General features: G+C 70.3%; 16 protein-coding genes. 5 read left to right on the top strand and 11 right to left on the bottom strand.

The genetic code is table 11. The features are described from left to right. The coding region (locus BLW78_RS27090; RefSeq protein WP_091683222.1) for an outer membrane protein at nt 1-624 on the bottom strand (624 nt) is incomplete at its 3' end. A gap of 450 nt (nt 625-1,074) precedes the next feature. Here BLW78_RS27090 and BLW78_RS27085 point away from each other — a divergent pair. The 3 genes from BLW78_RS27085 to BLW78_RS27075 all read left to right on the top strand — a co-directional run bounded on the left by BLW78_RS27085 (nt 1,075) and on the right by BLW78_RS27075 (nt 4,414). Continuing rightward, nucleotides 1,075-1,455, top strand: coding sequence for a hypothetical protein (locus BLW78_RS27085; protein WP_091683220.1), 381 nt, complete (start codon nt 1,075-1,077; stop codon nt 1,453-1,455). Between the two features lie 209 nt (nt 1,456-1,664). Next, nucleotides 1,665-3,254, top strand: a complete 1,590-nt coding sequence (locus BLW78_RS27080; protein ID WP_091683218.1) for a DEAD/DEAH box helicase — start codon at nt 1,665-1,667, stop codon at nt 3,252-3,254. A 101-nt stretch (nt 3,255-3,355) separates the two neighbouring features. Further along, nucleotides 3,356-4,414 carry a GGDEF domain-containing protein gene (locus BLW78_RS27075; protein ID WP_020095327.1) on the top strand — a complete coding sequence of 353 codons (1,059 nt, stop codon included), beginning with the start codon at nt 3,356-3,358 and terminating at the stop codon, nt 4,412-4,414. 64 nt (nt 4,415-4,478) lie between these two features. On the opposite strand, the gene BLW78_RS27070 is transcribed toward BLW78_RS27075, so the two are convergent. Together BLW78_RS27070 and BLW78_RS27065 are read right to left on the bottom strand one after the other, a co-directional pair. Beyond that, nucleotides 4,479-4,856 (bottom strand): HesB/IscA family protein, encoded by a 378-nt coding sequence (locus BLW78_RS27070; protein ID WP_012317999.1) that lies wholly within the window; start codon nt 4,854-4,856, stop codon nt 4,479-4,481. Nucleotides 4,857-4,989: 133 nt separating this feature from the next. Further along, nucleotides 4,990-6,006, bottom strand: a complete 1,017-nt coding sequence (locus tag BLW78_RS27065) for a threo-3-hydroxy-L-aspartate ammonia-lyase (RefSeq protein WP_091683217.1) — start codon at nt 6,004-6,006, stop codon at nt 4,990-4,992. Between the two features lie 250 nt (nt 6,007-6,256). Between BLW78_RS27065 and BLW78_RS27060 the strand changes: the two genes are divergently transcribed. Continuing rightward, the gene (locus BLW78_RS27060) at nt 6,257-6,475 is read left to right on the top strand and encodes a hypothetical protein (protein ID WP_020095325.1); all 219 of its coding nucleotides are present in this window, start codon (nt 6,257-6,259) and stop codon (nt 6,473-6,475) included. 152 nt (nt 6,476-6,627) lie between these two features. Further along, nucleotides 6,628-6,801 (top strand): hypothetical protein, encoded by a 174-nt coding sequence (locus tag BLW78_RS27055; protein ID WP_020095324.1) that lies wholly within the window; start codon nt 6,628-6,630, stop codon nt 6,799-6,801. Between the two features lie 60 nt (nt 6,802-6,861). Here BLW78_RS27055 and lpdA read toward each other — a convergent pair whose 3' ends face one another. The 8 genes from lpdA to BLW78_RS27015 all read right to left on the bottom strand — a co-directional run bounded on the left by lpdA (nt 6,862) and on the right by BLW78_RS27015 (nt 13,706). Next, complete coding sequence (gene lpdA / locus BLW78_RS27050) at nt 6,862-8,301, bottom strand: dihydrolipoyl dehydrogenase (protein ID WP_091683215.1); 1,440 nt, start codon at nt 8,299-8,301, stop codon at nt 6,862-6,864. A 55-nt stretch (nt 8,302-8,356) separates the two neighbouring features. Then, entirely contained in the window at nt 8,357-8,605 is a 249-nt protein-coding gene (locus BLW78_RS27045) for a hypothetical protein (protein ID WP_244527072.1), read from the bottom strand. A gap of 45 nt (nt 8,606-8,650) precedes the next feature. Further along, nucleotides 8,651-10,084, bottom strand: coding sequence for a pyruvate dehydrogenase complex dihydrolipoamide acetyltransferase (locus BLW78_RS27040; protein WP_091683212.1), 1,434 nt, complete (start codon nt 10,082-10,084; stop codon nt 8,651-8,653). Between the two features lie 4 nt (nt 10,085-10,088). Further along, nucleotides 10,089-10,277, bottom strand: coding sequence for a hypothetical protein (locus BLW78_RS27035; RefSeq protein WP_091683210.1), 189 nt, complete (start codon nt 10,275-10,277; stop codon nt 10,089-10,091). A 15-nt stretch (nt 10,278-10,292) separates the two neighbouring features. Then, nucleotides 10,293-10,580, bottom strand: coding sequence for a DUF5076 domain-containing protein (locus BLW78_RS27030; protein WP_020095319.1), 288 nt, complete (start codon nt 10,578-10,580; stop codon nt 10,293-10,295). Between the two features lie 59 nt (nt 10,581-10,639). Next, complete coding sequence (locus tag BLW78_RS27025) at nt 10,640-12,082, bottom strand: pyruvate dehydrogenase complex E1 component subunit beta (RefSeq protein WP_020095318.1); 1,443 nt, start codon at nt 12,080-12,082, stop codon at nt 10,640-10,642. A 55-nt stretch (nt 12,083-12,137) separates the two neighbouring features. Further along, the gene (gene pdhA / locus BLW78_RS27020; protein ID WP_020095317.1) at nt 12,138-13,223 is read right to left on the bottom strand and encodes a pyruvate dehydrogenase (acetyl-transferring) E1 component subunit alpha; all 1,086 of its coding nucleotides are present in this window, start codon (nt 13,221-13,223) and stop codon (nt 12,138-12,140) included. 171 nt (nt 13,224-13,394) lie between these two features. Next, nucleotides 13,395-13,706 carry an FtsB family cell division protein gene (locus BLW78_RS27015; protein WP_012317989.1) on the bottom strand — a complete coding sequence of 104 codons (312 nt, stop codon included), beginning with the start codon at nt 13,704-13,706 and terminating at the stop codon, nt 13,395-13,397. Nucleotides 13,707-13,717 lie beyond the last annotated feature (11 nt).

Genomic DNA, 13,717 nt, shown 5'->3' with positions numbered 1-13,717 from the left:
GGCGGCCCAGCCGGTGCGGAAGCTGTCGCGGAAGCGGTTGCCGGAGAAGTTCTGGTCGTCCTGGCCCGAGCCGTAGGCGAAGCCGCCGGTGCCGTACACGAGGGTGCGGTCGAAGGCGTAGCCGAGGCGGCCGCGCACGGTGCCGAAGTAGTCCAGGCCGTTGCCGCTGGTGGCGACGAAGGCGGGCGGGTTGGAGAAGGCGACGCCGGGGAAGCCGAGGAAGCTGTAGTTCTGGGTGGCGTTGGCGCGGCGGGCGAAGTCGACGTACTGGGCGTCGGCCTCGAAGCCGATCACGATGCCGGAGCCCGGGGTGAACTGGTAGTTGTAGCCGATCTGGGCGCCGCCCGAGAAGCCGTCGTTGTTGTTGCGGTTGTTGACGCTGACGACGCCGGCGGTGCCGGGGGAGTTGATCAGCGAGCCGCCGGGCAGGGCGTAGCTGGTGGTGTTGCGGCTGTTGGCGTCGAAGCCGTAGCCGGCGTTCACACCGATGTAGAAGCCGGTCCAGGTGAACACCGGCACCGGCGTGAACACCGGCGGCGGCGCGGCGCGGCGCGGAAGGTCGGCGGCGGACGCCGCGGCGGTCATGCCGGCGAGGACGGTGGATGCGAGGAGAAGCTTCTTCATGGTGGTGTTCGGTCCTGGGGTTAGCTTGAGCCGGCAGCCTTCTAGGCGCTCTCGGATGGCGGGTCTGTCGCTTTCCTGCAACAAGCCTCTTCAGGCTAGGGACATCCCGTCAACGAAAGATGAAGACTAGCTGGGCCCGCCCGACAGCAGACGGCCCGCTCGCGCGCTCGACGAGGGCGAGGAGAGCTGCAGAGGCCGTGAAGACTAGCTGCCTTGCGCGCCGCGCATATTGGCGGCGGCCGGCGCGGGGCCGGCGACATCGCTCGTGGTCTCTGCAGGCGCCGTCGGCGGCGGACGTTTTATTCCGGCACAACTTCGACGAGAATGATTCTCGCTCGTAAGCGATCGATTAACCCTGTTGCCCGATGGTCCGTCGCTCGCGGGCCCGTCCCCGAGCCCCTGTCGCGCATCAAACCGAATCCGGTCCCCTGCCGGCGGAGACCGCTGTCTATGCAGAGCCCCGACGAACGGAGCCGGACGACCTTCGGCAAGCGCCGGACCGGCGAGGCCGCGCCCGGCGCGCAGGCCGGCCCGCGGACCGGCTCGACCGCCGCGCGGGTGGCGCGCGCCGAGCCGAGGCGGTCCGCGGGCCCCCTGCCCTGGACGCTGCGCGTGGCGGGCCTGGTCGGGATCGTCGCGGTGATCGGCGCCTACCAGCTCGCGCGGCTGAGCCGGCCCGACGCGCCGACGCTCGGGACTGCCCTCGCGACCGCGGCGCTCGCGCCGATGGCCGAGCCCGAGACGACCGGCGCCATCGCGGCGGCCCGATCCGCCCGCACCACCCGCCTGGATCCCTGCGTCGCGCCCGCGGGCGACCGTCTCCGGCCCTGATCGGCGACCCTTCGCGCGGCCGATCCCCTGTGCGCGGGTAGGCACTGTCGCCATTGCGAGATTGACAAGTCGCGCCAAGGCCCTAACTGACAGGGAGCATGCGCCCCGCGGCCCCGGGAGCGTCCGAGCGCCCCGCGCGAGCCTTTCCCAGCCGTTGCCGCGACGGTGTCCTTCGCGCCGGCCGGGCGCGCAACGGTTCCTGAACGCAGATGCCTTTTTCCGACCTGGGACTGAGCGAGAAAGTCCTGAACGCCGTCGAAGCGGCGGGTTACACCGAGCCGACGCCGATCCAGGCCGAGGCCATCCCCCACGTGCTGGCGCGCCGCGACGTCCTCGGGATCGCCCAGACCGGCACCGGCAAGACCGCGGCCTTCACGCTCCCGATGCTGACGCTGCTGGAGAACGGCCGCGCCCGCGCGCGGATGCCGCGCACGCTGATCCTGGAGCCGACCCGCGAGCTGGCCGCCCAGGTGGTCGAGAATTTCGACCGCTACGGGACAAACCACAAGCTCAACGTGGCGCTGATCATCGGCGGCGTCTCCTTCGCCGATCAGGACGCCAAGCTGATGCGCGGCACCGACGTGCTGATCGCGACGCCCGGCCGCCTGCTCGACCATTTCGAGCGCGGCAAGCTGCTGCTCACCGGCGTCGAGCTCCTGGTCATCGACGAGGCCGACCGCATGCTCGACATGGGGTTCATCCCCGACATCGAGCGCATCGTGAAGATGGTGCCGTTCACCCGGCAGACGCTGTTCTTCTCGGCGACCATGCCGCCGGAGATCGAGCGGCTGGCGGACATGTTCCTGCACAACCCGCAGCGGGTCGAGGTGGCCCGGCCCGCCTCTACGGCGACCACGATCACCCAGCGGCTCGTCGCCACCGGCGCCGAGGGGCACGCCAAGCGCGAGCGCCTGCGCACCCTGATCCGCGGCGAGGGCGAGCTGAAGAACGGGATCATCTTCTGCAACCGCAAGCGCGACGTCGCGCTGCTGCAGAAGTCCCTGGTCAGCCACGGCTTCGACGCCGCGGCGCTCCACGGCGACATGGACCAGCGCGCCCGCACGACGGCCCTCGACGGGTTCCGCAACGGCGACACCGCCCTGCTGGTCGCCAGCGACGTGGCGGCGCGCGGTCTCGACATCCCGGCCGTCAGCCACGTCTTCAACTTCGACGTGCCGCACCACCCGGAGGATTACGTCCACCGGATCGGCCGCACCGGCCGCGCCGGCCGCAGCGGCACGGCCTACACGCTGGTCGCCCCCGACGACTCGCGCTCCCTCGGCGCCATCGAGGCGCTGATCGGCCAGCCGATCCCCTGGCTGGACGGCGACCTGACCAGCGTGGCCGACGCGTCCGGCGATACCGGGACGCGCCACCGCGGCCGCGCGAGCGACGGGCGTCGGGGCGGCCGCTCCGCCAAGAGCGGTGGACGGAGCGGCGACAAGAGCGGCAGCGACAAGGGTGCCGACAAGGGCGACGACAAGGCCGGCGTCGAGAAGAGTGCCCGGAGCGCGAGCGAGACCGAGGGGGGCCGCGAGCGTCCGACCCGGTCGCGCGGCGGCCGCGGCGCGGCGCGCGCGGAGAGCCGCCCGGACGATCGTCCCGAGAGCCGTTCTGAGAGCCGCCCCGAGAACCGTCCGGAGCCGCGCGCGTCGGGCCGCGCGTCAGGCCGCGGCGGCGAGCCCGCGCGCGAGGAGCGCGGGCGCCGGATCGACGCGGACGGAGACACGCCCGTCGGCCTCGGCTCGCACGTTCCTGCGTTCCTGCTTCGACCAGTCTTGGCGAAGAAGGATAAGTAACAGACGTCTGTTCCGGCTTAACTGTCCGGCTACCAGGCAGCCGTATATTGGGTCAGGGCAACGACGCAGGCGCGTCGGTCGCCCCGGACCGCGGGATACGGATGAGCCAGGAGACCTATTCGGATCGCGATCGCAGCTTCGCGTTGGCGAAGCGCAGCCACGACCTGATTCGCGACTACGGGCCCTCCGCGACGCCGCGCGCCTACGCCGTCTGGTACGCCTACGTCTCGGGGGAGCTGCCGCTGCTCGCCGACGCCGTGAAGCGTCTCACCACGCAGAACGGCTGCCTCACCGAGGGCGACATCGACGACCTGCACGAGACCTATCTCGACGGGCGCCGCCTCGCGAGCACCACCGACGACGTCAGCCGCATCGTCCTCAGCGAGATCGCGGCCGTCACCGAGATCCTGGACCTCTCCCTGGGCTCGACGGCGCAGTACAGCGAGTCGCTGCGCGCGGTCGCTCAGGACCTCTCCCAGGGCGTCCCGAGCCGGGCGCGGTTCGGCGAGATCGTCGCGACCCTGGCCGCCACGACACGGGAGGTCGCCGCCAACAACCGGATCCTCGAAGCCCGCATGCGCGAGACCCGCAGCGAGATCGAGACCTTGCGCGAGAAGCTCGAGGCGACCCGGCGCGAGAGCCTGACCGACGCCCTGACGGGGCTCGCCAACCGCAAGCATTTCGAGGAGACGCTGAAAGCGTCGATGGAGACGGCCCGGGCGCGCAGCACGCCCATGAGCCTGATCATCCTCGACATCGACTTCTTCAAGCGCTTCAACGACCTGTACGGTCACCTCACGGGCGATCAGGTCCTGCGACTCGTGGCGATCGTGATGCGCGAGAACGCCGGCAAGCAGGCGCAGCTCGCCCGGTTCGGCGGCGAGGAGTTCGGCATCATCCTGCCCGGGGTCGACCGGACGGTGGCCAAGCAGGTGGCCGAGACGGTCCGCGCCAGCGTCATGGGGCGCGAGCTGGTCAAGCGCTCGACCGGCGAGTCGCTCGGCAAGGTCACCATCTCGCTGGGCGTGGCGGTGCTGCGCCCGGGCGACACGCCCGCCTCGCTGATGGAGCGGGCCGACCTGTGCATGTTCGCGGCGAAGCGCGCCGGCCGGAACCGCTTCCTGGACGACGCCGCCGAGTCGCTGATGCAGGTGGCCTAGAGCCGGCCCCGGCCGTGTCGCCGTCCGGCGACACGCGCCACCCGGGACGGCGGGCGCGAACCGGTCAGGCCTGCGCGGGCAGGCGGTCAGCCGAGACCGGCGTGATCGCCACCGACTCGCCGCAGCCGCAGGCCGAGGTCTGGTTCGGGTTGTTGAACACGAACTGCGAGGCCAGCTTGTTGGTGGTGAAGTCCATCTCGGTGCCGAGCAGGAACAGCACCGCCTTCGGATCGACGAACACGCGCACGCCGCGATCCTCGACCACGTCCTCTCCGGGCTTGGCCGCCTCGGCATATTCCATCGTGTAGGACATCCCGGCGCAACCGCCGTTCCGGACGCCGACGCGCAGCCCGGCGATCGGCCGGTCGGCCTCCGCCATGATCGCCTTGATCCGATCGGCGGCGCGATCGGTCAGTGAGAGAACCTTGAAACCAGCGGACATCGTCACCCTCCCGCCCATCCGGGTTCAAGGCCCGGGGACGCGCATTCCGACGCGTACAAGATAAGCATTGGCCCGGGGCCGGTCCACCGCGGCGCGGTCACACCGGCCCGGCATTCGCCGCGCGGGAGCGCCCTCAGGCGGCCTCGCCGGTCAGTCGCGCGAAGGTCCCGAGATCGACGTTGCCGCCGCTGATCACCACGCCGACGCGCTTGTTCGTCACGTCCACGAGGCCGCTCAGCACCGCCGCCGCCGCGAGGCAGCCGGTCGGCTCGACCACGAGCTTCATCCGGCTGGCGAAGAACCGCATGGTCTCGACGAGCTGCGCGTCGGTGACGGTGAGGATGTCGGACACCCGCGCGCGGATGATCGCGAAGGTCAGGTCGCCCAGCGCCGTCGACTGCGCACCGTCGGCGATGGTGCGGGGCACCGGGATCGTGACGATCCGGCCCTCGCGGAACGAGCGCTGCCCGTCATTGCCCGCGTCCGGCTCGACGCCGATCACCCGGCAGCCCGGTGACAGCTCTGCGGCGGCGAGGGCGCAGCCCGCGAGCTGGCCGCCGCCGCCGAGGCAGGCCACCAGCACGTCGAGGGGACCGACCGTCTCGATCAGCTCCTGCGCCAGCGTCCCCTGCCCGGCGATGACGTCGGGATGGTTGAAGGGCGGGATCAGCGTCAGGCCGCGGGCCTCGGCGATCTCGCGGCCCAGGGCCTCGCGATCCTGGGTGTAGCGGTCGTACAGGACCACCTCGGCGCCGTAGCCGCGGGTGGCGGCGATCTTCGCCGCGGGGGCGTCGCCCGGCATGATGATCGTGGCGGGCGCTCCGAGCAGCTGGCTCGCCAGGGCGATCGCCTGGGCGTGGTTGCCCGAGGAGTAAGTGATGACCCCGCGCGTGCGGGCCGCCTCCGGCAGCGCGCTGATCGCGTTGTAGGCGCCGCGGAATTTGAAGGCGCCGGCCCGCTGCAGGTTCTCCGCCTTGAAGAACAGGCGGCCGCCGGTCATCGCGTCGGCCGTGCGGGAGGTCAGCACCGGGGTGCGGTGCGCGGCCCCGGCGATCCGCTCGGCGGCGCGGGCCACGTCCGCGAAGGTCGGAAGGCCGTCGGTGGCCGCGCCGGATCCGCTGGGCTGCGTGTCGTGCATGGTCACTTGCATCGTTGCCTGCATCGTCGTCCGGGTACCATCCGCCCGGGGCCGCGCCGGAGCAAGGCCGGGGCGCAGCCCGTCATACGGGCCTTTCGACCCGCGCGCATCCTGCCGATCCACATGCGCAAGCGGAGCCATTCGCCGCCTCGCCGCTTATACCCAGCGACAACTTGGCAGGAAGGCTGGGGGGCGGCATCGCCATGGCAACAGAGACCACGCGAGCACCGGTGCGCCGCCCGCACCGCGGCGGGGACACCCCGTGAGCGCCCGCGACCGCGCTTCGGGCGACGCGGCGACCGAGGTCACCTTCCGGGGGCGCGGGCTGGCGCTGCGCACCGGCTCGCGCCTGATCCTGCTCGTCTGCCCGCTCTGCTCGCAGCGCAACGCGCGGCGGGGCGCCGAACGCGGCATCTGCGAGTGGTGCGCCTATGTGCCGTCGCCGGACCAGGCCGAGCCCGTGGATCGCGGGTGCTCCTGAGGCGCTGTCGCGTAAGCCGCCGAAATCACGATCTGGGATTGATTCTCAGCTAGGAACTATCTCCGGTTGCATATTGCGGTGCGGGTCCTCACTCTCCCGCCGGGGACCTGATGGGAGGGCACATGCAACCGTCCGAATGCTGCATCTTTCGGATGACCATCGCCTCCGTGATCGGCAGCTGCGTCACGCTCCTGCTCGTCCGGGGGCTCGATCCGCTCGTCGCCCTGCTGCTGATCCCGATCGGCGGCAGCGTGGCGACGGTTCTGGTGATCCTGCTGTTCCAGGCCGTGAGCCTGACGCTCGCGGCGCGGACCGGTCCGCACTGACCGGTCGGTGGCGGCGCGGCTCGGATCCCTGTCCGACCCGCCCGCCGCGTCGGCCTCCGATCAGGTGTGGATCACCTTGCCGTAGGCGTCGAGCACGCTCTCGTGCATCATCTCGCTGAGCGTCGGGTGCGGGAACACCGTGTGCATCAGCTCCTCCTCCGTGCTCTCCAGGTTCATCGCCACTACGTAGCCCTGGATCAGCTCGGTCACCTCGGCGCCGACCATGTGGGCGCCGAGCAGCTGGCCGGTCTTGGCGTCGAACACGGTCTTGATCAGGCCGTCCGGCTCGCCGAGCGCGATCGCCTTGCCGTTGCCCGCGAAGGGGAACCGGCCGACCTTCACCGAGAAGCCCTGCTCCTTAGCCTTCGCCTCGGTGAGCCCGACGCTGGCGATCTGCGGCTGGCAGTAGGTGCAGCCCGGGATCTTGGCCTTGTCCATCGGGTGGGTGTGCAGGCCCTTGATGGTCTCGATGCAGATGACCCCCTCGTGCTCGGCCTTGTGGGCGAGCATCGGCGGCCCGGCGACGTCGCCGATCGCGTAGAGGCCGGGCACGTTGGTGCGGCCGAGCCCGTCCGTCACCACGATCCCGCGGTCGATCTTCACCCCGAGTTTCTCGAGGCCGATATTGTCGATGTTGCCGACGACGCCCACCGCCGAGATCAGCTTCTCCGCGGTGATCTGCTGGGTCTTGCCGTCGCCGCCCTCGATGGTGGCCGTGACAGAATCGGCGCCCTTCTCGACCTTGGTCACCTTGGCGCCGGTGAGGATCTTGATGCCCTGCTTCTCGAAGCGCTTGCGGGCGAGGCCGGCGATCTCGGCATCCTCCACGGGCAGGATCTGCGGCAGCAGCTCCACCACGGTCACCTCGGCGCCCATGGTGCGGTAGAACGAGGCGAACTCGATGCCGATGGCGCCCGAGCCCATCACCAGCAGGCTCTTGGGCATCGCCTCGGGGACCATGGCCTCGTAGTAGGTCCAGATCAGCTTCTTGTCGGGCTCGATCCCCGGGATCGCGCGCGGGCGCGCCCCGGTCGCCACGATGATGTGCTTGGCCTGGTAGGTGCCGGCGCCCTTGGCGCCCTTCGGCGCCTCGGCGCGCTTGGTCTCCTTCACGGTGACCTTGCCGGGCTGGTTGCCCTGCGCGGCGCTGTCGACCGAGGCCTCGCCCCAGATCACGTCGACCTTGTTCTTCTTGAGCAGCATGCCGACGCCGCCGTTGAGGCGGGCCGAGACGCCGCGGGACCGCTTCACGATCGCGGCGGTGTCGAACCCGACCTTCTCCGCGGTCAGGCCGTAATCGCCAGGATGCTGGAAGTAATGGAAGATCTCGGCCGAGCGGAGCAGGGCCTTGGTGGGGATGCAGCCCCAGTTCAGGCAGATGCCGCCCAGGTGCTCGCGGTCGACCACGGCGGTCTTGAAGCCGAGTTGCGCCGCGCGGATCGCCGTGACGTAGCCGCCGGGCCCGGCGCCGATGATGAGGACGTCGTAGGTGTCGGACATCGTGTCTCAGCTCTCCGCTGTGGCGCGCGTGACTGCACCGTCGTTGACGCGGCGATCAGGACGAGGTCTCCAGCGCGCTCAGCCGCTGCTCCATGGCCTTGATCGTCTTCTTGATCGATTGGAGATCCGCCTTCGCCTGTGTGCCGAGGCCGGTTTCGTAGGCGATGTAGATCTCCAACTCCTCAAATTTTTCGGTGTGACCCGTCAGGGTCGTCTTGATCGCTGCGACATCGCGCTTCACCTCGGTGATGTCGCTCTGCATCCGTTGTAGGACTGGCAGAACCAGATCGGTGACTTCCGACACGCGACTCTCCGTTGATCGCTCAGGCGATCATAGCAGAGTCGCGCCTCACACCAGCATGCCCATCGGGTTCTCGATCAGCCCCTTGAAGGCCGAGACCAGTTCCGCGCCGAGCGCCCCGTCGAGCACCCGGTGGTCGCACGAGAGGGTGCAGGTCATCACCTGGACCACGGCCGGCGCCCCGTCCTTCACGACCACGCGCTTCTCGCCCGCGCCCACCGCCAGGATGCTCGATTGCGGCGGGTTGATCACCGCGGTGAAGTGCTTGATCCCGAACATGCCGAGGTTCGACACCGAGGTGACGCCACCCTGGTACTCCTCGGGCTTCAGCTTCTTGGCGCGGGCGCGGGCCGCGAAATCCTTCATCTCGTTGGAGATGGTCGAGAGCGTCTTCTCGTCCGCCCGGCGGATCACCGGGGTGAACAGGCCGCCGTCGATCGCCACCGCGACGCCGACCTCGGCGTGCTTGAAGCGCAGGATCCGGTCCTCGGCCCAGACCGCGTTGGCGGCCGGCACGCGGGTCAGCGCGAGGCCCATCGCCTTGATGACGAAGTCGTTCACCGAGAGCTTGAAGGCGGGCTTGCCGTCCTTGTCCTTGCCGGCCGAGCCGTTCAGCGTCTCGCGTAGCTTCATCAGCGCGTCGAGCTCGCAATCCACCGTCAGGTAGAAGTGCGGGGCGACCTGCATCGCCTCGGTGAGGCGCTTGGCGATGGTCTTGCGCATGCCGTCGAGGGGCACCTCCTCGTAGGCATCCTTGGCGAAGAAGCCCTTGACTTGGTCGGTCGTGAGGCCGGCCGGCGCGCCGCCCGCGGGGGCGGCCTTCGGGGCCGGTGCGGCCGCCTTCGGCGCCTCGGCGGCGGCCTGCGCGGCGGCGGGTGCCTTGGTGGTGCCGGAGGCCTTCGCGGCCTGGACGTCGCGGGCGATGATGCGGCCGTGCGGCCCGCTGCCCTGGACGGCGCCGAGGTCGACACCCTCCTGCTTGGCGATCCGCCGGGCCAGCGGCGAGGCGAAGACGCGGCCGCCCGGGCCGGCCTGCGCGCCACCCTGCGGAGCGCCGCTCGGCTGTGCGCCCTCCGGTGCGGCGTTCACCCGCTCGTACGACATGTGGCCGCCGCCGGGCGTGGTGTTCTGGCCGGCCGCAGAGGCGTCGGCCTTCGGCTCGGGCTTGGACTCGGCCTTGGCCTCGCCGTTCGAGGCGGCCTTCGGCGCGCCGCCGACCTGCACGCTCGACGGGTCCTCGCCCTCGGCGGCGATGATGGCGATCAGGTCGTTGACCGGCACGTCCGCGGTGCCCTCGGGCACGAGGATCTTGGCGAGGACGCCCTCGTCGATGGCCTCCACCTCCATGGTGGCCTTGTCGGTCTCGATCTCGGCCAGCACGTCGCCGGACTTGATCGGGTCGCCCTCCTTCTTCAGCCACTTGGCGAGGTTGCCCTTCTCCATGGTCGGGGAGAGCGCGGGCATCAGCACGTTGATCGGCATGGCATCAGGTCTCGGGCAAGGCCGGGGCGGCCGGATCGTCGAAGGGGAAGAGGTCGTCGAGAGGGAACGGGACGGCGTCGTAGGGCGGCCGCGTACGCGGGTCCGGCGCCCCGTCGACCTGCGCGGCGACGCGATGCTCCGGGACCGCCTCCAGATCCGCGTAGGTCGCCTGCCGGACGGCCGCCTCAGCCATGGTCGGCCGCCATCGTCAGTTGAGACCGCCGGGGTCGAGCCCCTCGGCCTCCCAACCGGCGCGGATGCGCTCGACCGCCTCGTCCTCCGACATGTCGGTCTCCAGCGCGTAGGCGCGGGCGGCCTGGCGGGCGAGGTCGGCCAGCAGCCGGCCCCAGGTCGCCGGATCGTCGAAGGAGCGGCGCAGGGCGACGCTCACCGCGCCGTCGACCACGGCCGCGCGCAGCACCTCGATGCCGCCCTGCTCCAGGGCGTCGGGCGGGATGGCGAGTTCGGCGAAGTCGGTGCTCGGATCCTGGCTCATGGCGCGCCGGCTGTTCCTCGATCTGGCCGGGGCGGGCGACGGCGTCGCCCGCGCGCCCGTCACTTGTAGCAGACGCTCTTGGCGGCCTCGACGACCTCCGCCACCGTCGGCAGCGCCAGCTTCTCGAGGTTGGCCGCGTAGGGCATCGGCACGTCCTTGCCGGTGATGCGCAGAACCGGCGCGTCCAGGAAGTCGAAGGCGTCGACCATCAGGCGGGCCACGATCTCGGCGCCGATGCCGGATTGCGGGAAGCCCTCCTCCACGGTGATGCAGCGGCCGGTCTTCTTGACCGATTCCACCACCGTCGCGCTGTCCATCGGGCGGATCGTGCGCAGGTCGATCACCTCGGCCTCGATGCCCTGCTCGGCGAGCGCTTGCGCGGCCTTGAGCGCGTAGGTCATGCCGATCGCGAAGGACACGATGGTCACGTCGCTGCCCGTGCGGTGGATCTTCGCCTTGCCGATCGGCAGCACGAAGTCGTCGAGCTTCGGCACCGGGAAGGACTGCCCGTACAGGATCTCGTTCTCGAGGAAGATCACCGGGTTCGGGTCGCGGATCGCGGCCTTGAGCAGGCCCTTGGCGTCGGAGGCCGTGTAGGGCGCGATCACCTTCAGGCCCGGCACGTTGGAGTACCACGCGGAATAGTCGTGGCTGTGCTGGGCGGCGACGCGGGCGGCGGCGCCGTTGGGCCCGCGGAACACGATCGGGCAGCCGAGCTGGCCGCCGGACATGTAGAGGGTCTTGGCCGCCGAGTTGATGATGTGGTCGATCGCCTGCATGGCGAAGTTGAAGGTCATGAACTCGACGATCGGCTTCAGGCCGGCCAGCGCCGCGCCGACGCCGATGCCCGCGAAGCCGTGCTCGGTGATCGGGGTGTCGACGACGCGCTTCGGCCCGAACTCCTGCAGCAGGTTCTGGGTGACCTTGTAGGCGCCCTGGTACTCGGCGACCTCCTCGCCCATGACGAAGACGTCGCCGTCGCGGCGCATCTCCTCGGCCATGGCGTCGCGCAGGGCCTCGCGGACGGTCTGGGTGACCATCGGCGTGTCGGCCGGGAACTCCTCCATCACCGGCTCTTGGGCCTTGTTGGTGATGACGGCCGGCGCGGCCGGCGCCTTCGGGGCGTCGTCGCCGGTCTTGGCCGCGGGGGCCGGCCTGTCGGCCATGCCCTCGGCCTGCATGTCGGGCGCCGGGGCCGGATGGCCGCCCGCGCCGTTGGGCTTGGCGCCGCCGCCGGACTGGACGCTCGCCGGATCCTCACCCTCGCCGGCGATGACGGCGATCGGCGTGTTGACCGCGACACCCTCGGTGCCCTCGGCGATCAGGATCTTGGCGAGGATGCCCTCGTCGATGGCCTCCACCTCCATGGTGGCCTTGTCGGTCTCGATCTCGGCCAGCACGTCGCCGGACTTGATCGGGTCGCCCTCCTTCTTCAGCCACTTGGCGAGCTTGCCCTCCTCCATGGTGGGCGAGAGGGCGGGCATCAGGATGTCGGTCGCCATGCTCAGCTCTGCGGTCGTCTTTTCGTTAGGGGGCGGCCAGCTTTGTCGTGCGCGCTCAGGCGTGCGCTTCGAGCAGGATGTCGGTCCAGAGCTCGGACGGATCCGGCTCGGGGTCGTTGGTGGCGAACTCGGCCGAGGCGTTGACGACCTCGCGGACCTTGGCGTCGGTGGCCTTCAGCTCGGCCTCGGGCACGGCGTGCAGCTCGAGCAGGCGCTTGCGCACCATCTCGATCGGGTCGTGCTCGTCGCGCATCTTCGAGACCTCGTCCTTGGTCCGGTACTTGGCCGGATCGGACATGGAGTGGCCGCGATAGCGGTAGGTCTGCATCTCCAGGATGTAGGGGCCCTGGCCGGTGCGGGCGTGCTCGATCGCCCGGGTCGCGGCCTCGCGCACCGTGCGGACGTCCATGCCGTCGACCTGCTCGCCGGGGATGCCGAAGGAGAGGCCGCGCTTCGAGAAGTCCGTCTGCGCCGAGGCCCGGGCCACCGAGGTGCCCATGGCGTACCGGTTGTTCTCGATCACGTAGACGACCGGCAGCTTCCAGAGGGCCGCCATGTTGAAGCTCTCGTAGACCTGGCCCTGGTTGGCGGCGCCGTCGCCCATGTAGGTCAGGCTGACCTTGCCGTTCTCCCGGTAATGGTCGGCGAAGGCGAGGCCGGTGCCGAGCGAGACCTGCGCGCCGACGATGCCGTGGCCGCCGAAGAACTGCTTCTCGCGGCTGAACATGTGCATCGAGCCGCCCTTGCCGCGGCTGTAGCCGCCGCGGCGGCCGGTCAGCTCGGCCATGACGCCCTTCGGGTCCATGCCGCAGGCGAGCATGTGGCCGTGGTCGCGGTAGCCGGTGATGACCTGGTCGCCCTCGACCGAGGCCATCTGCATGCCGATCACCACGGCCTCCTGGCCGATGTAGAGGTGGCAGAAGCCGCCGATCAGGCCCATGCCGTAGAGCTGGCCGGCCTTCTCCTCGAAGCGCCGGATCAGCAGCATCTCGTGATAGGCGTGGAGATCCTCGTCCCGCGTGAACTGGGGCATGTTCGGCGCGGGGCGATGCGCCTCGGCGGCCTGAGGGCTCGCGGCCTGCACCGGCGCGGACGACGCGTCCTTGGCGGGCTCTTTGGCAGGCTCCTTGGCGGCGTCCATCGGCGCTCTCCCCGTGATTCCACGCGACTTCGTGGGGGTGTAGGACAGCGACGATTGGAAAGCGAGGGCTGCCGCTCTGACAGGAAGCCGCTCTTGTCAGAGGACTTTCGGGACTAGGGAAAACGATCCCCTGGACTTCCGCGGGACGATCGGGGGACCTCCGCGGACCTGTCAGGGCGTGATGATGACCACGTCGTTGGCGTGGACCCGGCCCAGGACGATCCGGGCGCGCTCCTCCAAGAGGTCGCGGTCGATCTGGTCGCTCTTGAGCAGGTTCACCCGGTGCTCCCAGACGGCGCGCTCGGCCTTCACGGCGGCGAGTTCCTGGCTGAGGCCGTAGGCGCGGATCTTCAGGGCCTTCTTGGCCTCGAGGCCACGGTTGCCACTCTCGGCCTGCCACACGAAATAGCCGACCACGAGCGCCGACAGGGTCCAGAGACCCAGCGGCAACACGACCATTCTGACTCGGCGGCGCACGACCATGGCGCGACCCT

Source organism: Methylobacterium sp. 275MFSha3.1 (genome assembly GCF_900108435.1).
Classification (GTDB): domain Bacteria; phylum Pseudomonadota; class Alphaproteobacteria; order Rhizobiales; family Beijerinckiaceae; genus Methylobacterium.
Note: the sequence above shows the minus strand (reverse complement) of the source record. Positions and strands in the feature narration are given on the sequence as shown.